This is a genomic window from Bacillus sp. FSL R5-0434, assembly GCF_038004745.1.
In the GTDB taxonomy this organism is placed as follows: domain Bacteria; phylum Bacillota; class Bacilli; order Bacillales; family Bacillaceae; genus Bacillus; species Bacillus halotolerans.
In genome coordinates, this window is record NZ_JBBORV010000001.1 from 3,639,009 (window position 1) to 3,662,905 (window position 23,897).

The following is a 23,897-nucleotide window of genomic DNA, read 5'->3' on the forward strand; positions in this document are numbered from 1 at the left end:
TGAGTTTTCGCATCTACTGCCCCGGAAGAAAAGCTGACGAACTTCCTCCTTTTCGTAAACATAAAAATATTTTATTGTTCATTATGAAAATAAATTTAAATTATCTCTTACGAAATGAAACTTATATGATAAAATATTGACTAAAAGTCAAACGAAAGCAGGTGGAACAAATGGGCAATGAATATCAAATCCCCAACCTTGTTCTTGATGAGATAGACAAACAGATCCTTACCATTTTGCATGAGGAAGGAAGGATTTCTTATACGGATCTTGGCAAAAGAGTCGATTTATCACGTGTTGCAGTTCAATCACGTATTAATCAGCTGATTGAAGCAGGCGTTATTGAAAAATTCACAGCGGTGATCAATCCAGCTAAAATCGGCATTCATGTATCCGTGTTTTTTAATGTCGAGGTAGAGCCGCAATTCCTAGAAGAAGTCGCTCTAAAGCTTGAAGAAGAACCCGCAGTCACCAGCCTTTATCACATGACTGGCCCGAGCAAGCTTCACATGCACGGAATTTTCGCAAATGATCAGGAAATGGAAGAGTTTTTAACAAAACGGCTGTATCCGCTTCAGGGTGTCGTCAGCGTTGATTGCCAAATGCTGATCAAACGGTACAAAAGCCGTATGGGAATGAAGCTGTAAAGGAGAGAAACTAATGAAAAACCACCCTTATCGGGATATGACGGCCGCAATGGTGCGCACCGGAATCTTAGGCTTCGGGGGCGGTCCATCGGTGATTCCGCTGATCCGCCATGAAGCGGTGAATAAATATAAATGGATAGATGATGATGAATTTGGAGAAATATTAGCCATCGCCAATGCACTCCCCGGACCGATCGCCACCAAGATGGCGGCATACCTGGGATTCAAACTAAAAGGCACGCTAGGCGCAATTGTCGCTACTCTTGCCCACATTCTGCCTACATGCCTTGCGATGGTTGCCTTATTTGCGGCTGTAAACGTCTTAAGCCACTCGGCGGTTGTCGCCGGCATGATTGGCGCCGTGACGCCGGTTATCGCCGTTATGCTCGGTATTATGGCATATGAGTTTGGGCAAAAAGCGCTCAAAGGATTTGGCTGGGTCACCGGAATCCTGTTTTTTATCATCGCTTTTATCGGACTGCAATTGTTACAGATCAACCCCGGCATTGTCATTATCATATTCTTAGCATACGGAGCATTTCATTTTAAACTGAAAGACAAAATCACAAATAAACATTCAAAAGATAAAGGAATGTCCGCCTCATGATCGTTATGTTTTTATTCACAGCATTTTTTATCGCAAACGTTCTGGGATATGGCGGCGGCCCAGCCTCTATCCCGCTGATGTTTGAAGAAGTCGTAAACAGATACGTCTGGCTGTCAAACGACCAATTCTCTAACATGCTCGCACTTGCGAACGCATTGCCGGGCCCGATCGCAACCAAAATCGCCGCTTATGTCGGCTACAGCGCAGGCGGCTGGCCCGGCTTTCTGATTGCGCTGATTGCAACTGTTGTGCCGTCCGCGTTCGCGCTGATCGTCCTGCTGCGCATCATTCAGCGCTTTCGCCAATCACCCGTGATCAAAGGCATGACGCTGTCTGTTCAGCCTGTTATCGCTGTCATGATGCTTATTCTCACTTGGCAAATCGGCGAAGACGGCATCAAAGCCATCGGCTGGATTCAATCCTTAGTGATTGCGGGCATTTCCCTCCTTTGCATGACAAAATTCAAACTGCATCCGGCTTTCCTGATTATCGCGGCATTTTTATATGGAGGGCTTGTAGTTCCTCATTTATAGAAAAAGCACCCTCAAAGGGTGCTTTTTATTTTGGGCCAGAAATGCCATTTGTCATATAAATTGTTTCTTTGCCTGCATCATTTTTGATCACGTTTTTGATTTGCAGCGTGTTTCCTGACATTCTGGCAAATTGCTTATCTTGAGACGAGTTTGTTTTGACGTGTATCCATTCCTCAGATCGCGGCATTTTCCAAGATAAAAAGAATCCTAGAATAAGCATTCCAACAATGACGGACAACAGCAGCTTCACACGGCATCACTTCTTTTCAATAGCCTGCCCGCAGCTTCTATTGCCTGCTGATCGTATAAAATATCGCCGGGACGATTGCCTTCTCCCAGCACATAGCCTTCAAATGACATTCCCATAAAATCAAAAATGTGACCAAACTGTTCTATCAGAGGCAGCCCCTTTATCTTAGGATTATCTCCTCCGGCTGCTATCACATATGCCTGTTTTGCCGACATTTGCTCTTTAAAATCAGGAAATCGCGGATCTCTCATCATCTGTGACCAGCGATCAATGAACAGCTTTAACGTTCCTGACATGCCGAACCAATAAATTGGGGTGGCGAATACAAGAATATCGCACAGCAATACCCGCTCAATGATAGAATCGTAGTCATCTTGAACAGGACGAAAGCCGCCTTGAGCGTGACGCAGATCCTCAATCGGCTGGATTTGATATTTCCGCAAATGAATGTGCTCCGCACCGAATCCTTGAACAGCCTTCTCCGCAAGAATATCCGTATTTCCGCCAGGCCTCGTTCCGCCATTAATGACCGCAATTTTCATGATGCATCTGCTCCTTTGTTTACGAATGATTTTTTCCATCATATAATGGATTCATTAATCAATACAGATGATTATTTCGATTATTCCAATCGATAAAGCCGATTTAGAAAGGACGATAACAAATGGAATTGAAGCAGCTGATCACCTTTATTACGGCAGCAGAACATGTAAACTTCACCCTTACCGCCAAGATGCTTAACTATGCACAATCAAGTGTTACCTCTCAGATCAAATCACTTGAAGAAGAAATCGGGACTCCTTTATTTGAACGGCTCGGCAAGCGGCTCATCCTGACAGAAGCCGGCAAAACATTCAAATCCTATGCGGAGAAGATTATTGCGTTAACAGAAGAAGCAAAAATGGCCGCAAATCAAGTAAGAGAAACAACCGGAACCTTGAAAATCGGGGCGACGGAAAGCCAGTGCACATATCGCCTTCCCCCTATCATAAAAGAATTTAAACAGACTTTTCCTCAAGTAAAGCTCATATTCAAACCGTATATTTCCAACGAACAAGCGAAAGAACAGCTCTTACAGGGCCAGCTTGATATTACCTTCATTTTGGATGTGAACCGGATGGAAGACGCACTGCACGTTGAATCTCTGATTCAGGATGAGATCAAAATGGTAGCCGCCAATGACCATCCTTTTCCAGCAAACTCACCAGTAACATTGAAGAATCTTCAAAACGAAACCCTTCTCCTGACAGAGGACGGCTGCTCATACCGCACGCTCTTTGAGGACGCCTTACACGACGCCGGTGTCTACCCTAACAAATTAGAATTTGTCAGCATAGAAGCCATCAAACAATGCGTGATGGCCGGACTTGGAATTGGATTATTGCCTGAAATGACAGTAAAAGACGATATTGCCGAAGGTCGAATGAAAGAACTCCACTGGCAAAACGACTGCCCCGTTTTTACTCAACTAGCATGGCATAAGGACAAGTGGATGTCTGCACCATTAAAGGCTTTTATCGATTTGACGCGGAAAACATTCAAATAAACCTCTCTGCAAGGACTACAAGGTTTTTGATAAAGCAGGAAAGCACACAGCATACAAAAAACACTTGATGGCTTAGAGCCCCAAGTGTTACCTGTGATTTTTCTGATAAATCGTTCGTAAGACATGTGTTTCAAGGTCAGCCAGGCGGACAGGGATCGGCAGTCTGCTTTCATGACTGATCATGCTCATCGTAATTTGATAGCTGCTTTCTAAATCAATGTTATTTCCGCAAGACAAGAAAATAGGCTTCACGTCCCGCCGCGTCCGCAGCGCCCGGCCATATACCTCGCCGTCAATGATAATATCTGTGTATGAACCGACTTTATTTTCAGGCATTACGAAATCACAGCCTTTGATTTTGAGATAGGTTTTCGCAATCCCAATTGTCGGTTTATTGAGAAAAAAAGCCGCATGGGTGGCAACGCCCATATGGTTGTAATGCAGATACCCGTTGCCATCAAACAAAAATACATCCGGCTCCGTCTCCAGCTTTTTGGCCGCCTCGATGATCAGCGGCAGCTCGCGAAACGCAAGGAAACCAGACACATACGGCACGCTGATTTTCCCCATGCTGTGCACTTTTTCAAAGACTTCTTTTGTATCAGCGTCAATGACGATGATACTGCACACTCCGTATGGTTCTCCGTCCTGTTCCCAATAGGCAAGGTCGACGCCTGCGCAGGTTTTGATGGAGTCTGGGGTGATGGAGGGTGATAGGTTGATTTTATGTATAAGGGATTGTTGTGTTTGAACAAAATCCGATTCATCTTTTAGATGAAAATCGTGAATTTGATGTACTTTCATTTCACTAGCTTTCCTCTCTTTACTTTCTAAAATGTTTCTTATGACTTTGAATCTATTTTCAAGGCGATATAACTTCCATTAGGATAATCTCCATACCATCCACATGGAAAATAGCCCGCTTTATAAATTTCAAAAAGCTTTTCAAAAAAATTGTGTGTGTTCCATTACCGCTCTATTGATTGCACAATTATTCAGGTCTGCTACAACATCTTCAAAAAAATATTAAATTCAGCCGAAACCCTTCTGACATTTACAGAAAAAACTTCTAGTAATACGTCTAAGTCTTGTGGTTTTTGATCATCGTTTAATTCGTAAATTTCGCCCCATACTTCACTCATTTCATTTTCTTTTATATCTTTCCACGTATATTCATCTTCACCAAATACTTCTTCATATGCATGGTATTTAGCTTTTTCTTTGTCATTAATTATTTTAGTGAAATCACAGATATCATTTGATGTTCTAGGTTTAAACATTTTTGAAAAATCAATAACTTCTTCTACTAAATGATAATTCCGAAGTTTCATTACTTATTATACGACCTTCCATGAAAGATTAACTGTAACTCATACTTTCTATTTCTACTGTACTTCACTTGTTAAATGTGCTTTCATCATTCTAAAAAACCTATCTATGACAACAAGGTAAGGTTAAACTATAGCAATTCTAATACTTCAGTAAACAAGGCATCTCCTCATTTTATCTTCTGTTGAAAGGCAAGTATTACTACCTGCAGATTGATATTCATTTTTCATTTCTCTCATAAAAATATGATCCAATTGTGCAATTAATTCTTTAAGCTCCGTACACATAGTATCTTCTAATGGATTTTCCCAATCTTCGTTTTTTATAAGTTCAATGCCATAATTACCGGTTGGATCCCCTTCTGGGTACCACCCTACATCAAGCAACAAGTTTTTAGTCTTATGAGAAATTTGCAGGATATCCTGATTAAAGTCAAATAACCAAGCATCATCACTTGCCTCTAATGTTTTAGGGTCAGTATCTTTTAATGTAATATAATCGACAGTCCAACCAGCCGGTATCTTTAGCCTTAAGAAATCGGGAACCTGTTGGGTTAGCGGCTGCAAATCTTCTAAAACCCCGCTTCCCACACTCCAGATTTGATATTCTAACTCTTCTAATACATGTTCTATTTTATCAAAAGATTCTACGTCATAAATCTTATCTATTTTTAAGCCAACCACTTTGATATGGTATTGATCATCTTGATATATTACCTTAATAATGGCATTACGTTTTTCATTTTGCAGTATTAGTAGTTCATATTCTTCTACCGTTCTTTTTTCTGAGTTTAAATTGTTCAGTACTACATACCAGCCATCACAGATTTTTAATGGCTGCAATTGAGAAATATGATCTCTGCTCATCTCGCTTCTCCTTGTACTCCACATTGTTATCCTATCTATAAAAAAACTTGCCGATGACAACACGGCAAGTTTCTAACTATAGCAATTCTAATACATCAGTAAACAAGGCATCTCCTAATGTTAATCTTCTGTTGAAAGGCTGTATATGTGGCAATTCACTCCACTCATACACAGTATCGTAGTAATCATACAAATAACTGAGTTCGATAAACCCTTTCTCTTGCATTATTTTATTGATATAGTTCGTTCCCTGAATGAATTCTAAAGATTCAGCGGTCCCTACAATATCATAAGCGCCATCAATTAAATCGTGTCTTAGGGAATAACTATAATCTAGTACATAAACAGGAACCAATTTAGATACTTTCATATTGATTTGCTGTTCTAAATGAAATCCATTTTCTCCAGAAAGATCTTGCAAGTGGATATTGATTTCTCCTGAAGGATTGTTTAAATCTCTAACTTCAATTTTTTTCAAACCTTTTATTTGATTAAATTCAACAGGTACTTTTATTTTCTCTGCACATTTGTTCTTGTACCATTCGTCTAATTCCCTTTTCACAAATAGACGCTGAAGCAATTCACTGAATTCTGGGTATTCACTAATAAATCTGATTCCATCTTCCATAAATAATAATCATTCCATTCATTAATCCATTAATTATTTAACTATTTCCACCAAGACCTTGTTACTTCTTTTAAATGATATTGAATATGTGCAATCACTTTTTTATAGTCGTCTGATGAAAATTCTTTAATAGGGTTTTCCCAATCATTATTTTTAACTATTGAAACCAGATAATTACCTTCAGCAGAAATGTCAGGAACCCAGCCTAAATCAAGCGTTATTGAGGATTGTTCATGATAAAGCTGCAACAAACTGTCTGTGAACAAAAACCAGGAATCATCATTCGGTTCTAAAGTTCTTGGATCTATTTCAACAAAATGATTATAATTCACTTTCCAACCTTGTGTTATTCTTAGGGGATGTAAATTGCTTTTGGAACATCTAATTTAACATGTTTTCTCATTAACAAAACCTCTTTAGTTTCGTTTTCAGTCATTCTCTCCTTTATATTTTTGAATCATTTAATTTTACCTTTTACAAAACTTAAACTTTATTTTTTTCATAAATCAACAGTTTTGAATTAGTTTTACTATTAATTCTGTAAAGGCTTGATCATTTGTAATGTTTCTTGCTCTCAACGTAAAAACTAAAAAAGCAGGTACAGTATAACTACCTGCTTTTTAGTTAAATTTAATTACCAAAGTTAATTTCTTTTAAAAGAATAGCTTCGTTTCCGTACTCTTCAATATCGGCCTTTAGCCAACTGCTTTCCTTTTCTCTATATTTATAAAATCTAATTGTCGCAAAACCTTCATCAATACTTATAATCACAACAAATTTATGTTCAGGAAATTTTTCTTTTAAATGATGTTCCCAACCATCCACTACCTGAAGCGCATAAAATAAAATCTCTTCACCAGACAAATCACTGTAGTCTAAATAATCGTTTATGCGAAGCTCATTACACGATGCTTCATACCCCGTTTTATCCCCATACATTTTTAAAATTCTATTCCAATTTATAGTTGGATTATCAGGTAACTCATACTCTAGATCTAGAATAAAGCAATCGTCTACTTTAACTATATTAGGTGAAATAATATCCTTTAAATTAGATAGGTCAACTTTATTTGTATTGCTCAGATCTTCAAGTCGTTCTTTTAGTCTTTTCATATTTTTATTTGTATATTCCATATATAATCTACACTCCTATACTAAAATACAGGATCCTCACCTAAAAATTTCAATCCCTTATTTATAGCTTTCTGAACACTTTTGTCTTTAAGTACTTTTTGAATTTTGCTAGGTGCATCTTCACCTGTTTTTTGGTCATAAAACTTTTTTGTTTCAACATCAAAGTACCATTTTTTATTATTTGGCTCATGATAGTGAATTTGACCTTCTCTTTGCCCTGGATTTGGGTTTTCAATGTCTATTCTTTCTGTCTTCCCATTTTGCCATGTTGTCTTACTTGCAATTTGAGTTCCATTTTGACCGAAAAGTTTCTTACTATTCCCGCTACCACTACTAGCCATCTTCATAATTCCAAAATCTTTCACAGCTGTCTTTTCCACATCGATACGGACTGTCGGGAATCCGAATGTAAAGCCATTCGTTGTTACTGGGCGTTCTGCGTACACGCGGACGTTTGTCGGGACTTTGAATTGTTTTACTTTTTCTAGTGTTTTGTTTGCCTTTTGGACTTTTGAATGGGTTGCAAGCGGTATGCCTTTGTCTATATGTTTCGCCAATGCACCGGCTCCAACGAGGCTTAATGCCGCTTCCAGCGCGCCCGTCTTCCGCTTCTCCTCAGACACTTTGTTTCCAAACATATCTCTGCCTGTCACGGCTTCAGAGAATCCGTTTGACGCAACAAGGCCGTATGCGCCCATTTCTGACATTTTGAGAATGTCTAAGGATTTGCCGGTTTTGTAGGCATCTAAAGCGTGTTCGGCCGCGATAGCCGCTTTTCCGGTTTTGTAGATGGCTTTTCCGCCTTTGAAGGCGCGGCCTGCCCAGCCGACGACCGGTATGAATCCGGCTGCAGCCATTGCTCCTGCTGTCACACGTTCTGCGGCGGAGAGTTTTTCTCCGGTAACCGGGTCAACGCCTTCCGTTGCTCTTTTATAATCATAATAGCCGGAGACTTCACCGGTAAAGGTGCAAATCCCGTCCCATGTTTTTTCGTACCACGGTTTGTTCGCTTCTTCCTCCGCTTTTTCCTGAAGCCGTCTTGCTTCGGCTTGCTGGGCTTTTGCGTCAATATAGGTTGTTCCCTGTTTTTCAACATCAATCACGCTTTTGTAGACTTCATTGCTGTGGAAGGCTTTTTTGTCATAGTACATAGGGGATGCGCTCTTCCCATTGCTGGTGGCCTGCATGAGAACAGAATATTTGCTGAGCACTGCGTTGTCCAGAGATTCTAAATTTTGATATTCAGTGGTCAGGGATTCATCAAGCTTATCGACTGCCGTGATCGTGTCACGCCTGATTTTCTGGGCATCGCCCATCTTATCTGCATAGTCGTCAAGCGTGTACATGTCGAGATCAATAATATCGCTGATGCCTGACAAAATAGAATCGATTTCTGCTTTATGAGCGGAGACAATTTCTGAGGCTTTTAAGTCTCCGTTGGGGAGCTCATGATCCAAAAATGACGTCTCCACATATGAATCACTGAGTTCTTGATCTTTAATATCACCGGAAATGCCGTTTAAAAACGCAATTTGAGCAGAAACAAGCGTCAGCCAGCTGTCGGCGATTTCCGCCTGTCCCTGAAAGAAGTCCTTAATATTGTCCGCGCCTTTTCCTTTAAAATTGTCACCTAAATCAGCAACTTCCTGAAACGCCTTTTTTAGCGTGTTCAGCTGCTCTTCCAGCGTCTCATATTGCTTTTTTCTATTTTTCGTTTCATCGATTAAAGAATGTGATTCAAATACTTTACTCATCGCACTGCCCTTTCTCTTCTATTTTACTGCGATCGCCTCATCCTGCTCTTTCAGTGAATCAACATTATCCTTCGTATCCTCGATATTTTTCTGTACCGCTTTTTTGTAGTCTCCGAGCATGGTTTTGATGTTCTCCTCACGCTCATGATATTTTTTCGTGTAATCGAGGCTGTTTTTTCCATTGGATCCTGCGACGCCGATTGTTACGTCAGCAAGCGCATCTTTAACAGACTCTAATGTTTTGATTACGGTATCGTATTTCAATTTAATTTCTGACATAAAAAAGATCACCACAATTTAATAGATTTAATTTGATTAACAGCATCCTCCAAGAATTCTTCACCCTTAGCAAGAGTATCGCCAGCAAAATTCGCTAGCTTTAATTCTTTGTCATAGAGAAATTTCATAGATTCCAACTGAATAATCTCCATCTGAATTAAAGACATATAATGGTTATATTTATCATTCACAATCTTGGATGCTTCCGATTTCGCCTCTTCTCTTCCCTTGTCGAAATCATCAGCTTTTGTTCCCGTCCAATGCTTGCCTAATTCCGGTTTCACAATTTCTTTGATTTCAGTGATTGCCTCTTCTTGCAGTGTGTCTATGTCCTTTTTTGCTTTTTTCAGCTTTTCGATCTTGTCTTCCACGTCGGAAATTTTTCCGTTGAGCGAACTTTTGATATCCGCTAATACACTTTCATAACCCATCTGAATCACCTCTTAATACTCAAAAAGTCGTATGGAGGGGCTGATGAAGATAGACTTTTCCATACTTTATTTCCATATATTATATTTTAAAATAGCCGGAAGGCGGCTTAAATAGGGTAAACGGCTTAATTTAGACTTATAATGCTCTGGATAAGGAGGTCTAAAGTCTCTTTTTTGTTCGTTATAAGGTCAATGCGAGCGTTTTATATGGTTAGAAATTCTAAAGTCTTAGTCAAAAAGACACTTGAAAGAGGCAGATTTGATGATCTGCTCATTTTCTTATGTGGTAAAATCTTGTAAAGATTAAGAGGTGAAACGGAGGGATGACAATGAGTTTTTTCAGTCCGATGATGTTATTTTTCGTGGTTTTTCCTTTTCTGTCCTTCTTTGTATTTGGAATGGCAGGCACTTTATTGTTTAGAAAACACGGCCTTTGGTCAATGCCGCTTACAGTGCTCTGCTTATTGGTCATATTTATGTTCTGTATTGACTCAGCCGCGCCTGATTTTATTGTTTGGCTTATTTCATTTCCGCTTCTGACCCTATTGGCGGCAGGGGTGACCCTTTGGATCAAAAGCTTGTATTAGCTGCAGTCCCAATTGTACAGAACGTTTGAAAAGTCTTTTCCCCTTAAATCATCAGGTGTGATGAAAAAATTTGCGATGCCGACGTCTCCCCACAACAAATCAATATCATCGTCTGAATCAATTTGTAAAAGCATGATGGGATGTTCTTTATACGCGTATTCCAACCGAATGAATCAAAGAATTCAACTGTCCCTATGCCCGCGTATTGCTCAAACTGAAAATCTGTAGGCAGCACCCACTAGTTTCAAACAATAGGTAAACCTTAGCGAATATATCCATCGTATACAATAAAAGATGGATACAAAAAAAGACCGGCATCCCGCCAGTCTTTCCTTTACATCTATGACATTGCACCTGCCGGAACAACCGCTTTCCGGCCTACAGAATAGTATTCCACTCCGGCGGCGGCAGCCTCTTCTAATGAATAGCAATTTCGGCCGTCAAAAATCAGCGGCTGCTCCATCAAATCTTGATAATCTGCTAATGAAAATTGTTTAATCTCATCCCAGTCCGTTAAAATCATGACGGCGTCTGCCCCCTTAACGGCTTCCGCAATCGTTTTTTTGTATTCAACAGCCTGCGGCAAAATATGCTTCGCATGGCTGACGGCAATGGGATCGAAGGCTTTGATATGGGCGTCTAGTGCGGCGAGGCGGTTAGCAATGACAATCGACGGCGCGTCTCTCATATCGTCCGTGTTCGGTTTAAATGACAGCCCCAAAAGGGTGATCGTTTTTCCCGTCACTCCGCCAAGCCTGTTCAGCGCTTTATCAACCAGCATCGCCTGCTGATTGTTGTTGACCCTGATGACCGATTTCAGCAGCTCAAAATCATGCTCGACATTGCCCGCAATTTGCACGAGGGCGTTCGTATCCTTTGGGAAACAAGAACCGCCGTATCCAATGCCCGCTTTTAAAAACTGGCTCCCGATCCGCTTATCCTGTCCCATGCCGTATGCGACAGATTCAATATCAGCGCCGACCTTTTCACATATATTCGAAATCTCATTTATAAAACTGATCTTAGTGGCCAGAAAGGCATTTGAAGCATATTTGATCATCTCGGCGCTTCTGATATCCGTTTGGTAAACCGGGATATCGAGCGGAAGAAAGAGCTCTTCCAGTTTTCTGGCGGTGTCCTGATCGGCTGTTCCGATCACAATCCTGTCTCCATGAAACGTGTCATGGAGGGCTGACCCTTCACGTAAAAATTCTGGGTTGGATGCGATCGATATACTGACAGGCTCCGCAAGATGTTTGGTAATCAGCTCGTAAATCCAATCATTTGTTCCGACAGGCACTGTGCTTTTCGTTACGACGATCGCATCTCGCTTCACGTGCCGGGCAATACGCTTGGCCACATCAGTAATATGCTCCAGATTCGCATGTCCGTCGTTTTTTTGCGGTGTGCCGACCGCTATAAAAATAATCTCTGCCTGGTCTAAGCCTTTCTCGTAGCTCGTTTCAAAGCTCAGCCGCCCATCAGCTATATTTTTTCTCATCAGCTCTTCAAGACCCGGTTCAAATATAGGGGAAATCCCTTTTCTCATTTCTTCAATCTTGTGAGCGTTAATATCAATGCAAGTTACATGATGGCCAATCTCAGAAAGAGAAACACCTGTCACAAGACCGACATAGCCTGTTCCGATGACTGTTATATTCATTGTTTCCCTCCAACAGTTAAATTGCTGCTTTACAGCTTCCGTATTATCGTATGAGAATATCCTGACATGAATGCGGATGATCTCCCGGAAACAACCTGTACAGATTTCTGAAATATGATTCAATCATACAATATACTATTATATCGTTCTCACAAAGAAAGTGGGGAAATGAGAATTGCAGATCAAAAGAGCCCGAATCGTTTTCTTCTTTTGACCGGCTTCGGTGCCTGCCTGTAAATCGCATGATTTTGCAGAAGAAGCTCAGCATTTTCCGTCAGCATATAAGAATATTCCGTACCGAATTCTTTCTCAAGAACACGGAGAGCCTCCTGATAGCGAAAGTCTCTTGTTTTCAGATTATGAGCATCTGAGGCTAAGAAGTGTATCAGATTGGCTTCAGCCAGCCGCAGCGAAAATGCTTTCATCTGTTTCCCGAAAACTCCTGCGAGGCTTCCGGTTGTCAACTGAGATGCCGCTCCTTTTTCTATAAGATGATACAGCAAGGACGGATTTTCGCGGATTTCGCTATTGCGTTCGGGATGCGCGATAACCGGAACGTATCCTTTCAGCTGCAAGTCATAAAAAAGCTGCTCGGCATATCGCGGAACATGATCAAACGGAAACTCAATCAGGATATATTTCGTGTCATTCAGTGACAGCAGCCGCCCTTCAGCCAAATCCCGTTTCAAGTCCCCGTAGATTCTGATTTCCTGTCCCGGCAGTACGGTGAGCGGGATTTCCTCTTTCATTAAACGTTTGTTTAACAGGTCTGCCGCTTCTCTGACAGCGATTTGCTCGTTTTCATATGAACCATTCTTATGATGCGGGGTTGCAATGATGGTTCTGATTCCCTCACGAACAGCCGCCCTGGCCATTTCGATGCTGTCGTCCAGGTTACTTGCCCCATCATCCATTGACGGGAGGATGTGGCAGTGAATATCAATCATTTCTAAGCCTCCTTTTTTCGCAAAAATAAATAACGGGCAGTATGCACGTTATTTATTTTTGTATAAAATTGTCTTCATGTCCGTAGTATCCGTAATCAGAGTGCTTCGAGCGTTTCTTGCCGTTCATAATGGCTCCGAGGAGCTTGCTGTTGCACGAATCGAGCGCCTCTTTTGCTTTTGCGGCTTTTTCTTTTTCCGTCTTTCCGCTTGAAATAACCAAAACGGAACCGTCTGCGACGTTCCCTAAAATTTGCGCGTCTGCTACAGGGAGAATAGGCGGCGTATCGAAAATCACCATGTCATAGGCCGCACACGCTTCATCCGCAAGCTCCTCCATCCACTTGGAGGAAAGCAGCTCGGCCGGATTCGGCGGGATCGGGCCGCTCGTCAGCACATCAAGATTTTGTTCCTGAGACGTTTGCACAGCCTGTTTCAGTGAGGATTTTTTCAGTAAAACGGATGTTAAGCCTGTCATATTTTCTAGTTGAAAAGTGGTATGTACTGTAGGTTTTCGCAAATCTGCATCGATGAGCAAAACCTTTTTTCCCTGCTGTGCAAATACGACAGCAAGGTTAGCAGCTGTGGTAGACTTCCCTTCTCCAGGGCACGCAGAAGTGATCATCACAGATTTCATTTGGCGGTCCACTGAAGAAAATTCTATATTTGTTCGAATCGTTCGATATTGTTCTGAATTTAAGGATTTCGGCTCTGTCAGCGCAATGACATTTTTGCGACTCCATGAGCCCTTGCTTTTTCTAAGCGCCAAAATGTCCACTCCCCGCTTTATCAGATTGAATGCCTTTTAAGCTCTTCGCTGTTTTCTGTTCATTCGAAATGGTGGAAACCGTCCCTAATACCGGTATGTCCAGCAGCGTTTCGAGCTGCTCTTCCGATTTGATCGTATTATCCAAATGCTCAAGCAGGAAGGCCAGTCCGATGCTTCCTGCCAATCCTGCCGCAAACGCGATGGCGATGTTCAGCAGCGGTTTTGGCGATACAGGCGACGGATGTCCAGAAACCTCAGCTTTTGACAGAATGCTTACGTTATCAACATTCATAATCGAAGTGATTTTGTCTTTAAAGACAGATGCGACAGTGTTGGCAATGTGAGCCGCTGTTTCCGCGCTCCCGTCTCTGACAGAAATATTGACCACTTGGGAATCCTGCTCGCTGGAAACAGTAATTTTTTCATTCAGCTCTTGGGATGTCATCGACAAGCCCATCTCTTTAATCACTTCGTCTAAGATAGCAGGGCTCTTAATGATGACATTGTACGTATTGATTAATTGAAGATTGGTTTGGACATCGTTAAATTGGACTTCTTTTTGGTCGTTTTTCGATTGATTGACCAAGATCTGAGTTGAATTTTCATAGATGGGTGTAAGTGCGAAGAAACTGATGAATCCGCCGGCAGCAGTCGCAGCTGCGGTTACAATCATAATCAAAAGTATGCGTTTTCTTAACGTTGATAGTATGTCTTTTAAACTAGTAGATTCTCCCATGATACCTCCAAATCAGCTTATAACATCCTTTTCCATACGATTATACAACGTTAAAACAGCATTTCTCCATCTTTTCACATGACAATATTCGACAAAAATTTACAATAACAGTTTTTCACCTTCCATCTTGTAAGCGCTCTATTTATTGTCTTGCCAGAGCTGAATCTTTTTCTCCTTCCGGTCATTATTCAGAAAAAAATCCCGCTAAAAACCTGCGGGATTTTTATGTTGCGTATCCATTTTTAATATGAGAAATCAAATTTTCAAGCATTTCCTTTGTGGTCATCTCAGATGACTGCTCACCAATATCATGTGCATGCATCAAAATTTTCAGAAATTCTTCTTGATTCAATTTCTTTTCACTCATCATTTTATTCCTTTCAGCTTCCATTAAGTTGAAAACACGATTATTATATGATGCCGGCTCTCGTTTTGCAATCTCTAATACATCATTCGACACATCCCATTTTTTATGTCCTATTTTAGGAAAAACTTTTTCATGCCGCTGTGTTGCGATATAATAGAGAAATTGGATCTTTTTATTACGTGACTCGGTTAGGAGCGATAATCATGCTTCAGAATATGATTTCTAAAGACGATGTGCTGGCATCGGCTGAACAATTAAAAGAGCTTCTTCCTTACAGCGAGGAAAATGTTCAGCTGATCAAAAAAGCCCTTATTTTATATCGGCAGGATTCAGTCTATCGTTTACAAGCAGTGAGTCCGACGGAAGTTACGGCTTACGTGCAGGATGTTGTGCCTGTGCGGGTCACATTGAACTTATTTGTCATAGCCAAAAGCGGCTGTTCATGTCCGTCTGGGAGAATCTGCCGCCATAAGCTGGCTGTTTTTTTATATGTATATGCAATGTTTGAACGAGTGGGAACTTTTACAGAGCACTGGCTGGAGAGGGAAAAGCTTGAAGAAAGCAAAGAGCTCGTCCGGCGTCAGTTCCAAGAGAAGGTGCTGCCTAATGAAGAGTCGCTTTCAAGCTGGCTTGCTTTTTTCGATTCAGAGTTTTCTCTTTGGCAGGTACGCACGGCTGAAGGCAGCCAAAACATGCAGGGCCTCTATTACGGCTATCTGTCCGCTTTGAAAAAGCATGCCCCGAACAAACCGGAGCTGAAAAGCCTGTATCAGATTCATTCAGCGATCGCGGTGTGGCTTCGCATGTTTACATTGATTGAAGAAGGAAAACTGGACCCCGAGCATGATTTTTATTCCCTCAATCCTTATGTCGAACAGCTGATGGACACGATCTACAGCTCAATTGATAAATTAAAAACGTACGCGCTGTCGTTTGCACTCGATCCTTTTCTGGAGAAAACGCCGGATGTCATTCGGGAACTCTTATTGAAGGAAGATATTTTTCAATATGAACGCATCCGCATTTTCGGTGAAATTTGGAGCGCGCTGCTGCCGCGGCCTAAATGGGTGGCGCGTGAGCAAGAGATCCTGCAAAAAGAAGCCGGGCGGCGGTTTTCTCCTGAATTGCAATTCGGGCGTCTGCATTTAGAATTTTTGCAGAAACATGATGACGCGATTTTTGCGGAAACCGACCAATTTCCGCCGGAAGCGCTGCCGTATACGTTCCAATGGCTGAGTGAAATCACCGCGAAAAAGGATTGGAGACGGCTCAAGGCATGGTACCTCCGGATTGAATCGATTGCGATTGATTATACAAAGCTGGATAAGCCTTTTAAAGAAATTCGCGATGTGATTGGCGAGCTGTTTCTTCTGCTGAACGCGTATGTGAAGCAAACCAATGACCAGGAGCTGTTTGAACGCTATGCGGCAGGCTGTCTGCCATATACTTTCACAGAATACAGCCATCATTTGTATGAGAAAAAGCGTTATGCCGAGTGGATCGAAATCCACAGCCTTGTTGGCTTTTCAATTTATGAAATGGATAAAACGATGCTCAAAGAAATCGCGGCGAGCGATCCCGAGGCCCTTATACCCGCATACCACAGAGAAGTGGCCTTTTTTATCGACCAGAAAAACCGCAGCTCTTACAAGGAAGCGGCCCGGTATTTGAAAAAACTGCGGACGCTCTACAAAAAAGCGAAAAAACTGAAGGTATGGGAACGCTATATTCAGCAGCTGAGCTCACATTACAAGCGCCTGCGCGCCCTTCAAGAAGAACTGCAGAAAGGAAAGTTGATTGATGGCGAGTCTTAAAGAAATACTTATTCACGTCGAACAAATGGAAGACGGGTCATTCACGCTCTCAGCCTTTGATGAGAATGAGCAGCCCCTTCCCTACAGCCACATGAAAAAGCATTTGTTTCAATGGCACGAATCCTCATTTTACGGAACCTTCCTTGAGGATGTCAGCTTCATCGGGACAACCGCGGTTTTGCTTTCTCCATGGATGACTGTAGAGCTTCTCGGCAAGAACTCGTTCAACTCATTCAGCTCCGTGCAGCTCACAGAAGAAACGGAACCGCTGATTGAGGCAGCGTCCACCATTTACGAATTTATCGCGGACGGCGATTTCCTGCCTGACTACGAAGCATGGACAAACGGTGTTTTCCGCTGGAAGGATCGGGACAGCATACTGGATGGCTTTACTGCGGAATGGTTTTCAGCCGCGGTGCAGGATTATATTCAATATGACGACGAACTGCGTGAAAAATGGGAAAATATCAAAGAAAAATCACCTGCGGTCACAACATTTCGCGGACATTTTCTGGATGAAGAGGATTTTCTCGAAGGCATCGGCTGGGTTGACGATCAAACCCCGTTTACGGTCGGCCTCCGCTTGAACGAACCCGACTTTGACGGCGATGACTGGAAAATCGAAATGTTTTTACGCGATAAAAAGAGCGGTGCGGTTGTATTTTTTGACGGGCTGAAGAGCCTCAAAAAATCTTGGCAGGCCTACAGCGATAAAATCGCACGCGAGCAGGACCGCTTTCATCGAACGGTTCCGTGGCTGTCATTTGATTCCGGCACCACGCTGATTTCAGAGGAAGAAGCCTGGATTTTCCTGTCGGAGGCAAGTGAGACGCTTGTCGATATGGGCGTTGAAATCCTCCTGCCATCCTGGTGGCAGATTGTCAGAGACAGCAGCATGATGCTTAAAGCAAAGGTGTCTTCCGCCCCGCGCGGCGAGTCATTTGTCGGCATGAATGCGCTGCTTGATTTTAACTGGCGGTTTGCGACAAACGGCATTGAGCTGACAGAGGATGAATTTAACGAGCTTGTCGCGAGCAACAGGCGCCTCGTCAATATTCGCGGGCAATGGGTGAAAATAGATCCGCAGTTTATCAAACAAATGAAACGGCTGATGGAGAAAGCGGAATCAGAAGGGCTCCATATGTCTGATATTCTGGCACGTGAGCTGATGGATCAGCAGGAAGGCGGGCTTGAGGACTCAGACATCATGGATACATCCGCTTTTGCCGGTATTCAATTTGACCTGTCAAAACAGCTCAGATCACTGATTCGAAAGCTGACAACAGCGGAAAATCTGCCGGAGCATGAGGTCAGCCCCTCCTTTCAAGGCACGCTCCGTCCGTATCAGAAATACGGCATAAACTGGCTGCTGTTTCTGCGGCAAAGCGGTTTTGGCGCCTGTCTGGCCGATGATATGGGGCTTGGGAAAACCATTCAGATGATCGCATATTTTCTTCATGTGAAGGAAAGCGGACGGCAAAACACGCCGAATCTGATCATCGCGCCGACATCCGTACTCGGCAACTGGCAGAGGGAGCTTCAAACCTTCGCGCCCAATCTGTCGGTCGCTCTCCATTACGGCCCGCGCCGTCCGAAGGGTGAAGACTTCACCGGCTATTATGAAAACGCGGATGTTGTCTTAACCTCCTACGGGCTGTCGCATGCCGATTCTGAAGAGCTTTCTTCGGTGACATGGAACACAATTTGTCTTGACGAAGCACAAAATATTAAAAACGCGCACACGAAGCAATCACGTGCAATCAGAAAGCTGAAGGGCATTCACCATATCGCGCTGAGCGGAACTCCGATGGAAAACCGCTTGACTGAGCTATGGTCGATTTTCGACTTCATGAATAAAGGCTATCTCGGCAGTCTGACTGGTTTCCATAAACGCTATGTATTGCCGATCGAAAAGGATCGGGACGAAAAAAGAATCGGACAGCTTCAGCAATTAATCCGGCCGTTTTTGCTGCGGCGGACAAAACGGGATGAGGACGTCGCATTAAACCTTCCCGACAAGCTGGAGCAAAAAGAGTTTATTCCGCTGTCAGCCGAACAGGCGTCTCTCTATGAGCAGCTGGTGAAAGACACTTTTGAACATATGACGTCACTGACAGGCATGCAGCGAAAAGCACTGATCCTCAGCATGCTCGGACGCCTTAAACAAATATGCGATCATCCCGCGCTTTATTTGAAGGAAGACCAAACCGAACTGCTGGCCGGACGTTCGGTCAAGCTTGAAAAATTGCTTGAGCTGATGACAGCGATCCGCGCCCAAAACGAAAGCTGTCTCATTTTTACGCAATATATTCAAATGGGGAACATGATGAAGCGATTGCTTGAAAAAACCTTCGGCGAACCTGTACAGTTTTTGAACGGGAGTCTTTCTAAGCAAGACCGCGATACACTCGTTGAGAAATTTCAAAAGAAAGAATACCCGACATTGATTCTATCGCTGAAAGCGGGCGGCACCGGTCTCAATCTGACAGCCGCCAATCACGTCATTCATTATGACAGATGGTGGAATCCGGCTGTTGAAAATCAAGCCACTGACCGGGCATACCGCATCGGGCAGGAGCGGTTTGTCCACGTCCATAAAATGATTACAACGGGAACAATTGAAGAAAAAATTGATATGATGCTTGAAACGAAGCAAACGCTGAACGACCAAATTATCCAAAGCGAAAACTGGATTACCGAGCTGTCCACAGATGAGCTCGAAGAATTATTTACATTAAGCGCCTCAGCTCAGGCACAATAACCACAAAAAAGCTGGCTCCTTAAAAGAGCCAGCTTTTTTCCGTTCATCGCCGTCACGCCGAATTTCACAGAATCCGTTACGCCGGTTATGTACAGGATGCACTTTTTCTCAAAAGATAAACCTTACAGCAAGTGCCGAATCATATGGGCAACGCCATGTTCATCATTGGTCAGGGTTACAGCGTCGGCTATCGCTTTGATGTCCTCCCGCGCATTGCCCATCGCTACGCCTTTTCCGGCAGCCTCCAGCATAGACCTGTCATTTAAGCTGTCGCCCACGGCTGCTGTTTCCTTCATTGGGATGTTAAGCCGCTTTGCCAGCCTTTCCAGCGCCTGCCCCTTGGATGCCTTTTTGGAGGAAAGCTCAAAGTTATGATCAGCAGAGCTGACAAGTGTCAGATCTTTATCCTCCTGGTATCTCTGCCAGCCGGCCTCCAGCTTTTCTTTGAAGAAAGAAAAGCCAAGAATGTTGTAAAAATCAATCTGCTTATCCTCCTCAAAAAGCTCTAGAAACGTGTCGATATAAGCGAAGCCCGATTGACTGTATTGCACCTCGGCTGCCTGCATCAGAACAGAAAGGTCAGCCTCTGGATTCGCACTTTTGACCCGGTCAAGCTCAACATCAAGGAGCTGCCTGCCGTTTTGCGGCGTATAAATAGCTGAGTCTGTAAAAACCTCATAATAATAGTTTTCTGACTGAAGCCACGAGAGGATGTCATACGCCCGTTTTTTATCGATTGTTTTCGAATGATAAAGCCTGCCGTCAGGGTCGTGAATGACAGCGCCGTTCGCACTGATGACCCACGTTTTGATCCCGAGCGGTTCAAAAATGGACACGACATCAAAATAAGCGCGTCCCGTTGATACAACAACCTCAATCCCGTCCCGCTGCGCCTGCCGCAGAGCATTTTCATTTTCTGAGCTTACTTGATGCTTGCTGTTCAGCAAGGTTCCGTCTAAGTCGGTCGCAATCAATTTCACGTTTATCAGCCCTTTCTTTCATCCTGCTCTGTCACGAGAAGTTCGACGCCATTAAGGTCAAGCAAGTCGCAAAACGCCTGATCCGGCAGCCGGTCTGTGATCAAGAGATCAATTTCACTCAGCTCAGCGTACTGATAAAAACCGGTGCTTCCCAGCTTCGAATAATCCGCAAGGGCGATCACCTGCTTCGCCTGCTGAATCATTTTTCGCTTCACCAGCCCATCTTCTTCATGCGCGATCGTAATGCCGTGTTCAGAAATGCCGACAACACCGATCAGCGCTTTATCGACGTGATAGCTTGAAAGCTTTTCAATCACAGAGGCGCCGTACAAGAAACGATGCTCCTTTTCAAGCTTGCCTCCGAGAAGATAGATCTCAATACCATCTTTGTCTGAGAGCACTTCCGCGAGATTAATGGAGTTGGTGATAACCGTACAGTCGTCTGCATTTAAGTGTTTAGCGCACGCCTGAACGGTTGTAGACGCATCTAAAATAACCCGGTCGCCATTTTGGATCAGTGATGCGGCGAGTTTGCCAATCTTGTTTTTTTCCTCGGACACTGTTTTCAGCCGGCCGGAATACCCTTGGATTTTCTGGTGCACAGACGGCAGAATGGCGCCGCCTCTTGTGCGAATAATGGCATTCTGTTCCTCCAGCTTCACAAGATCCCGCCGTGCTGTATCTCTGGACACCTGAAGGAGCGTACAGATCTGCTCGGTTGTAATGCGGTTATGCTCCTTTAGATAATCCACAATTGCTACTAATCTTTCTTCTTGGTACACGCCCTCATTCCTTTTCATATGACGTTATCTTTAAGCAATTATAAGTTTTTATATATTAACAATCAATATTATTAAGTGAAATTAAGTAAAAATGCATCATAAGAACCAATTTTTCCTATATGAAACAGAAAGAAAAAACCAGTCTGGTCGACTGGTCAATACAGAGGGGGTGATGCGAAGAAAAGTAATCGTGAATGGGATTTAAAGCGGGAGGAGCAGGGGGATGTCAATCGGCAGCTTTTTCCCGAGGTTTAGGGTCCATAAAACGAACAGTATCAGCCATCACTTCAGTTACGTACACTTTGACACCTTCCGCATTTTCATAGCTCCTTGTCTGAATCCGTCCGCTTAGGCCGACGAGAGAGCCTTTTTGGCAATATAACGCCGTGTTTTCGGCCGTTTTTCTCCAAAGCGTGCAATTGACGTAATCCGCTTCAATTTCTCCTGAAGCATTTTTGAAGCTGCGGTTAACTGCAATCGTAATGTGTGTGACTGCCGCGCCTGCAGAAGTGTACCGAAGCTCAGGGTCTTTTGTTAAACGTCCGACAAGCATGACCTGATTGAACATTGCGATTCCTCCTCTCCTTGCGGTTACACGTATTGTAGACGATGCAACGAGAAAAGAAAAACGCTCAAAATCTCATTTCAGCCTCTGTTTTTATCTTTCGTTTTCATTTTTCCCTCAGCTAAAAACAGCTTTTGTTTTTTCCCTCTAAAGAAATATGTATTTTTTAAAAACCGGAAAAACAATTTAGATGTCAGCCAATGCTGCGTATTCATACAGACATAAGAAGAGCCGTCCCATGCAAACCACTGAAAGCTGAGCTTCTTTTCCGGGAGCGACAGCTGGATTTTGTACTGTTCCATCCCATCATAAGTTTCGTATAAAAAAATCATCCTCTCTTTCCTATATAGATGAACCTCAAAAATATCTTTACGGCTTAACATATAAGCTTCGTTCGTTTGAATCAAACGCTGATCCGCCGGAGTGCCGTCAATATAAATTTCCTTTAAATGAAATCGATTCATACACACCTCTCCGTAATCCATAGTCAGTTACAGTATAATGAAAAAATAGAAATTATTAAATGTTGTACCAGGACAAAATATATTGTCCCCGGCATTACAGCGTTTTCACGGAAAAATGAATATGTGTTATAATTCATTTTAAGAATTCTTTGTAAGTAAATGGGGTGAGATAAAAATGAAAACCTTTAAACTGGTTGATCTGAACGTGGAACGAGTGGACAAGGGAGAAAAGTCAATTGAACAGTTTCCCCTTATTGACGGACTGATTATCAATAAAGAAGACGGCGAAAATCACTGGCTGATTGAAGCGCTTGTTCCGAAGGAGCACTTGTCTTTTTTTGACCAGCTTCAAAAAAAACAAGCTGAAGTCAAAGTGTTTGTGACGATTACGAAAAAAAGCAACCGCCCCGCCCAGCTGACTGCAGCTGTGAAGAATATTGCTGAACTGGAAGAAAGCATCTCGGTTTTAATTTACGGACAAATGGTGACAAGAAAACAGCAAGGCACTGAAACCATTCTGGAATCTCTTGTAAAAGAGGGCTATACAGGAGCGAAGCTGATCGAGGCGTTTAAGCAGAAGATATAAAAGAGAGTGGAAATCCCCCTCTCTTATTTTACATTTGCTGAGGTGACACGTATGAATAAGCGAAAAATTCAAGCGGTTGTTTTATCACTTATCGGCGCAGCTGTCCTTTTGACATCAAGTTTGCAAACACCTAGAGAAGCTGTTGCTGCCGGGAAGAGTCCCAATCTAAAGAAAATGAATGTCAATGAGTTTTTCACTGATCACGACGGAACTTTTATCTTACGTGATCTGAAAAATGAAAAAACATTCGTCTACGGCGATCAACGCGCGACACAAAGATTTGCGCCGCAATCGACTTTTAAAGTTCCAAACGCGCTCATCGGATTACAAACAGGCGCCGTTAAAGATGAATATGACATCAAATACTGGGACGGTGTAAAACGTGAGCTCGATGTATGGAATCAGGATCACACGCTAGGATCTGCCATGAGATACTCCGTTGTTTGGTATTATCAAGCGATGGCCCGAGACATCGGAGAAGAGCGAATGAAAGAATGGATTGATAAAATAGCGTACGGCAATCAAGATATCAGCGGCGGCATTGACCAATTTTGGCTGAGCAGCACGCTTAAGATTTCTCCTCTGGAACAAACGGACTTTATGGAAGCCTTATACAAAGAAAAACTGCCATTTGATAAAAGCGTAATGAAGACAGTGAAGCGGATGATGATTCAGGAAGATGAGGATCATTATACGCTTTATGGAAAAACCGGTTCAGGCTCAGGCATCGGCTGGTATGCAGGCTTTGTCAAAACCGAAAACGGAGTGTACAGTTTCGTGACGAACATTGACGGTACCGGCACAGAAGCGAAAAGCATGACAATGGACATTTTGAAGAAATATGTTCTGCCATAAAAAAGACCGCCGTCTCAGAC

The 23,897-nt window shown here is 42.8% G+C and carries 28 protein-coding genes and 2 pseudogenes; 9 read left to right on the top strand and 21 right to left on the bottom strand.

Annotated elements, in window-relative coordinates:
* Positions 1 to 170: 170 nt before the first annotated feature.
* From chrS to NYE43_RS18910, 3 genes are read left to right on the top strand one after another with little or no spacing between them, the layout of a single operon-like run.
* Positions 171 to 647, top strand: a complete 477-nt coding sequence (chrS, locus tag NYE43_RS18900) for a chromate efflux transcriptional regulator ChrS (RefSeq protein WP_024123092.1) — start codon at positions 171 to 173, stop codon at positions 645 to 647.
* Positions 648 to 660: 13 nt separating this feature from the next.
* The gene (gene chrB, locus NYE43_RS18905; RefSeq protein ID WP_024123093.1) at positions 661 to 1,254 is read left to right on the top strand and encodes a chromate efflux transporter subunit ChrB; all 594 of its coding nucleotides are present in this window, start codon (positions 661 to 663) and stop codon (positions 1,252 to 1,254) included.
* Positions 1,251 to 1,787, top strand: a complete 537-nt coding sequence (locus NYE43_RS18910; RefSeq protein ID WP_341062411.1) for a chromate transporter — start codon at positions 1,251 to 1,253, stop codon at positions 1,785 to 1,787. The genes chrB and NYE43_RS18910 overlap by 4 nt, the downstream gene beginning before the upstream one ends.
* A gap of 25 nt (positions 1,788 to 1,812) precedes the next feature.
* On the opposite strand, the gene NYE43_RS18915 is transcribed toward NYE43_RS18910, so the two are convergent.
* Positions 1,813 to 2,037: a hypothetical protein gene (locus tag NYE43_RS18915; protein ID WP_105990843.1), complete on the bottom strand. Its 225-nt coding sequence runs from the start codon at positions 2,035 to 2,037 to the stop codon at positions 1,813 to 1,815.
* Complete coding sequence (locus NYE43_RS18920) at positions 2,034 to 2,579, bottom strand: flavodoxin family protein (protein ID WP_095712853.1); 546 nt, start codon at positions 2,577 to 2,579, stop codon at positions 2,034 to 2,036. Before NYE43_RS18920 ends, NYE43_RS18915 begins: the two co-directional genes overlap by 4 nt.
* 122 nt (positions 2,580 to 2,701) lie before the next feature.
* Here NYE43_RS18920 and NYE43_RS18925 point away from each other — a divergent pair, with 122 nt between their 5' ends.
* Positions 2,702 to 3,583: a LysR family transcriptional regulator gene (locus NYE43_RS18925; RefSeq protein ID WP_341062413.1), complete on the top strand. Its 882-nt coding sequence runs from the start codon at positions 2,702 to 2,704 to the stop codon at positions 3,581 to 3,583.
* An 87-nt stretch (positions 3,584 to 3,670) separates the two neighbouring features.
* On the opposite strand, the gene NYE43_RS18930 is transcribed toward NYE43_RS18925, so the two are convergent.
* From NYE43_RS18930 to NYE43_RS18970, 9 genes and pseudogenes are all read right to left on the bottom strand, one after another.
* Positions 3,671 to 4,387, bottom strand: coding sequence for an endonuclease V (locus NYE43_RS18930; protein WP_198098101.1), 717 nt, complete (start codon positions 4,385 to 4,387; stop codon positions 3,671 to 3,673).
* Between the two features lie 38 nt (positions 4,388 to 4,425).
* A pseudogene (locus tag NYE43_RS18935) lies at positions 4,426 to 4,914 on the bottom strand (hypothetical protein).
* A 147-nt stretch (positions 4,915 to 5,061) separates the two neighbouring features.
* A complete protein-coding gene (locus tag NYE43_RS18940) occupies positions 5,062 to 5,778 on the bottom strand; it encodes a hypothetical protein (RefSeq protein ID WP_232350996.1) in 717 nt (238 codons plus the stop codon).
* A 76-nt stretch (positions 5,779 to 5,854) separates the two neighbouring features.
* Positions 5,855 to 6,406 carry a hypothetical protein gene (locus NYE43_RS18945; RefSeq protein WP_095712849.1) on the bottom strand — a complete coding sequence of 184 codons (552 nt, stop codon included), beginning with the start codon at positions 6,404 to 6,406 and terminating at the stop codon, positions 5,855 to 5,857.
* Positions 6,407 to 6,447: 41 nt separating this feature from the next.
* On the bottom strand, positions 6,448 to 6,738 hold the full coding sequence (locus NYE43_RS18950) for a hypothetical protein (RefSeq protein ID WP_232350997.1): 291 nt from the start codon (positions 6,736 to 6,738) through the stop codon (positions 6,448 to 6,450).
* Between the two features lie 298 nt (positions 6,739 to 7,036).
* Entirely contained in the window at positions 7,037 to 7,540 is a 504-nt protein-coding gene (locus NYE43_RS18955; protein WP_106019685.1) for a hypothetical protein, read from the bottom strand.
* Between the two features lie 20 nt (positions 7,541 to 7,560).
* The gene (locus NYE43_RS18960) at positions 7,561 to 9,294 is read right to left on the bottom strand and encodes a ribonuclease YeeF family protein (RefSeq protein ID WP_341062417.1); all 1,734 of its coding nucleotides are present in this window, start codon (positions 9,292 to 9,294) and stop codon (positions 7,561 to 7,563) included.
* A gap of 18 nt (positions 9,295 to 9,312) precedes the next feature.
* On the bottom strand, positions 9,313 to 9,573 hold the full coding sequence (locus tag NYE43_RS18965; protein ID WP_024123100.1) for a YwqI/YxiC family protein: 261 nt from the start codon (positions 9,571 to 9,573) through the stop codon (positions 9,313 to 9,315).
* Between the two features lie 8 nt (positions 9,574 to 9,581).
* Positions 9,582 to 10,004, bottom strand: a complete 423-nt coding sequence (locus NYE43_RS18970; protein ID WP_341062419.1) for a YwqH-like family protein — start codon at positions 10,002 to 10,004, stop codon at positions 9,582 to 9,584.
* 329 nt (positions 10,005 to 10,333) lie between these two features.
* Here NYE43_RS18970 and NYE43_RS18975 point away from each other — a divergent pair, with 329 nt between their 5' ends.
* Positions 10,334 to 10,591, top strand: coding sequence for a hypothetical protein (locus tag NYE43_RS18975; RefSeq protein ID WP_044159633.1), 258 nt, complete (start codon positions 10,334 to 10,336; stop codon positions 10,589 to 10,591).
* Here NYE43_RS18975 and NYE43_RS18980 read toward each other — a convergent pair.
* The 6 genes and pseudogenes from NYE43_RS18980 to NYE43_RS19005 all read right to left on the bottom strand — a co-directional run.
* A pseudogene (locus NYE43_RS18980) lies at positions 10,588 to 10,829 on the bottom strand (DUF1963 domain-containing protein); the annotation flags it as partial. The gene NYE43_RS18975 and the pseudogene NYE43_RS18980 overlap by 4 nt on opposite strands.
* A 102-nt stretch (positions 10,830 to 10,931) precedes the next feature.
* Positions 10,932 to 12,254, bottom strand: a complete 1,323-nt coding sequence (locus NYE43_RS18985) for a UDP-glucose dehydrogenase family protein (RefSeq protein ID WP_341062420.1) — start codon at positions 12,252 to 12,254, stop codon at positions 10,932 to 10,934.
* 182 nt (positions 12,255 to 12,436) lie between these two features.
* Positions 12,437 to 13,201, bottom strand: coding sequence for a tyrosine-protein phosphatase (locus NYE43_RS18990; RefSeq protein ID WP_024123104.1), 765 nt, complete (start codon positions 13,199 to 13,201; stop codon positions 12,437 to 12,439).
* Positions 13,202 to 13,253: 52 nt separating this feature from the next.
* Complete coding sequence (locus NYE43_RS18995; RefSeq protein ID WP_044159636.1) at positions 13,254 to 13,967, bottom strand: CpsD/CapB family tyrosine-protein kinase; 714 nt, start codon at positions 13,965 to 13,967, stop codon at positions 13,254 to 13,256.
* On the bottom strand, positions 13,957 to 14,703 hold the full coding sequence (locus NYE43_RS19000) for a YveK family protein (protein ID WP_101859831.1): 747 nt from the start codon (positions 14,701 to 14,703) through the stop codon (positions 13,957 to 13,959). Before NYE43_RS19000 ends, NYE43_RS18995 begins: the two co-directional genes overlap by 11 nt.
* Positions 14,704 to 14,926: 223 nt before the next feature.
* Positions 14,927 to 15,070, bottom strand: a complete 144-nt coding sequence (locus NYE43_RS19005) for a hypothetical protein (protein WP_010332161.1) — start codon at positions 15,068 to 15,070, stop codon at positions 14,927 to 14,929.
* A 203-nt stretch (positions 15,071 to 15,273) separates the two neighbouring features.
* Here NYE43_RS19005 and NYE43_RS19010 point away from each other — a divergent pair, with 203 nt between their 5' ends.
* Positions 15,274 to 16,884 carry an SWIM zinc finger family protein gene (locus tag NYE43_RS19010; RefSeq protein ID WP_095712840.1) on the top strand — a complete coding sequence of 537 codons (1,611 nt, stop codon included), beginning with the start codon at positions 15,274 to 15,276 and terminating at the stop codon, positions 16,882 to 16,884.
* Complete coding sequence (locus tag NYE43_RS19015) at positions 16,871 to 19,645, top strand: DEAD/DEAH box helicase (RefSeq protein WP_326323717.1); 2,775 nt, start codon at positions 16,871 to 16,873, stop codon at positions 19,643 to 19,645. The genes NYE43_RS19010 and NYE43_RS19015 overlap by 14 nt, the downstream gene beginning before the upstream one ends.
* 122 nt (positions 19,646 to 19,767) lie before the next feature.
* Here NYE43_RS19015 and NYE43_RS19020 read toward each other — a convergent pair whose 3' ends face one another.
* The 4 genes from NYE43_RS19020 to NYE43_RS19035 form a co-directional block, all read right to left on the bottom strand.
* Positions 19,768 to 20,625, bottom strand: a complete 858-nt coding sequence (locus NYE43_RS19020) for a Cof-type HAD-IIB family hydrolase (protein ID WP_326323718.1) — start codon at positions 20,623 to 20,625, stop codon at positions 19,768 to 19,770.
* Positions 20,626 to 20,630: 5 nt separating this feature from the next.
* Entirely contained in the window at positions 20,631 to 21,407 is a 777-nt protein-coding gene (locus tag NYE43_RS19025; protein ID WP_024123110.1) for a DeoR/GlpR family DNA-binding transcription regulator, read from the bottom strand.
* A gap of 226 nt (positions 21,408 to 21,633) precedes the next feature.
* Entirely contained in the window at positions 21,634 to 21,975 is a 342-nt protein-coding gene (gene ssbB / locus NYE43_RS19030) for a single-stranded DNA-binding protein SsbB (protein ID WP_024123111.1), read from the bottom strand.
* Between the two features lie 77 nt (positions 21,976 to 22,052).
* Complete coding sequence (locus NYE43_RS19035) at positions 22,053 to 22,436, bottom strand: hypothetical protein (RefSeq protein ID WP_024123112.1); 384 nt, start codon at positions 22,434 to 22,436, stop codon at positions 22,053 to 22,055.
* 175 nt (positions 22,437 to 22,611) lie between these two features.
* Here NYE43_RS19035 and NYE43_RS19040 point away from each other — a divergent pair, with 175 nt between their 5' ends.
* On the top strand, positions 22,612 to 23,022 hold the full coding sequence (locus NYE43_RS19040; protein WP_024123113.1) for a YwpF-like family protein: 411 nt from the start codon (positions 22,612 to 22,614) through the stop codon (positions 23,020 to 23,022).
* A gap of 51 nt (positions 23,023 to 23,073) precedes the next feature.
* Positions 23,074 to 23,877, top strand: coding sequence for a class D beta-lactamase (gene blaOXA / locus NYE43_RS19045; protein WP_101859828.1), 804 nt, complete (start codon positions 23,074 to 23,076; stop codon positions 23,875 to 23,877).
* The last annotated feature ends 20 nt before the right edge of the window (positions 23,878 to 23,897 follow it).

Bases quoted from the DNA above. Each gene is read 5' to 3' on its own strand.
- NYE43_RS18975 (WP_044159633.1), top strand. From the start codon at position 10,334: ATGAGTTTTTTCAGTCCGATGATGTTATTTTTCGTGGTTTTTCCTTTT.
- NYE43_RS18940 (WP_232350996.1), bottom strand. From the start codon at position 5,778: ATGAGCAGAGATCATATTTCTCAATTGCAGCCATTAAAAATCTGTGAT.
- NYE43_RS18960 (WP_341062417.1), bottom strand. From the start codon at position 9,294: ATGAGTAAAGTATTTGAATCACATTCTTTAATCGATGAAACGAAAAAT.
- NYE43_RS19010 (WP_095712840.1), top strand. From the start codon at position 15,274: ATGCTTCAGAATATGATTTCTAAAGACGATGTGCTGGCATCGGCTGAA.
- NYE43_RS18945 (WP_095712849.1), bottom strand. From the start codon at position 6,406: ATGGAAGATGGAATCAGATTTATTAGTGAATACCCAGAATTCAGTGAA.
- NYE43_RS19035 (WP_024123112.1), bottom strand. From the start codon at position 22,436: ATGAATCGATTTCATTTAAAGGAAATTTATATTGACGGCACTCCGGCG.
- blaOXA (WP_101859828.1), top strand. From the start codon at position 23,074: ATGAATAAGCGAAAAATTCAAGCGGTTGTTTTATCACTTATCGGCGCA.
- NYE43_RS18990 (WP_024123104.1), bottom strand. From the start codon at position 13,201: ATGATTGATATTCACTGCCACATCCTCCCGTCAATGGATGATGGGGCA.
- NYE43_RS18985 (WP_341062420.1), bottom strand. From the start codon at position 12,254: ATGAATATAACAGTCATCGGAACAGGCTATGTCGGTCTTGTGACAGGT.
- chrS (WP_024123092.1), top strand. From the start codon at position 171: ATGGGCAATGAATATCAAATCCCCAACCTTGTTCTTGATGAGATAGAC.
- NYE43_RS18930 (WP_198098101.1), bottom strand. From the start codon at position 4,387: ATGAAAGTACATCAAATTCACGATTTTCATCTAAAAGATGAATCGGAT.
- NYE43_RS18965 (WP_024123100.1), bottom strand. From the start codon at position 9,573: ATGTCAGAAATTAAATTGAAATACGATACCGTAATCAAAACATTAGAG.
- chrB (WP_024123093.1), top strand. From the start codon at position 661: ATGAAAAACCACCCTTATCGGGATATGACGGCCGCAATGGTGCGCACC.
- NYE43_RS18925 (WP_341062413.1), top strand. From the start codon at position 2,702: ATGGAATTGAAGCAGCTGATCACCTTTATTACGGCAGCAGAACATGTA.
- NYE43_RS19015 (WP_326323717.1), top strand. From the start codon at position 16,871: ATGGCGAGTCTTAAAGAAATACTTATTCACGTCGAACAAATGGAAGAC.
- NYE43_RS18955 (WP_106019685.1), bottom strand. From the start codon at position 7,540: ATGGAATATACAAATAAAAATATGAAAAGACTAAAAGAACGACTTGAA.
- NYE43_RS19000 (WP_101859831.1), bottom strand. From the start codon at position 14,703: ATGGGAGAATCTACTAGTTTAAAAGACATACTATCAACGTTAAGAAAA.
- NYE43_RS18910 (WP_341062411.1), top strand. From the start codon at position 1,251: ATGATCGTTATGTTTTTATTCACAGCATTTTTTATCGCAAACGTTCTG.
- NYE43_RS19005 (WP_010332161.1), bottom strand. From the start codon at position 15,070: ATGAGTGAAAAGAAATTGAATCAAGAAGAATTTCTGAAAATTTTGATG.
- NYE43_RS18970 (WP_341062419.1), bottom strand. From the start codon at position 10,004: ATGGGTTATGAAAGTGTATTAGCGGATATCAAAAGTTCGCTCAACGGA.
- ssbB (WP_024123111.1), bottom strand. From the start codon at position 21,975: ATGTTCAATCAGGTCATGCTTGTCGGACGTTTAACAAAAGACCCTGAG.
- NYE43_RS18920 (WP_095712853.1), bottom strand. From the start codon at position 2,579: ATGAAAATTGCGGTCATTAATGGCGGAACGAGGCCTGGCGGAAATACG.
- NYE43_RS19040 (WP_024123113.1), top strand. From the start codon at position 22,612: ATGAAAACCTTTAAACTGGTTGATCTGAACGTGGAACGAGTGGACAAG.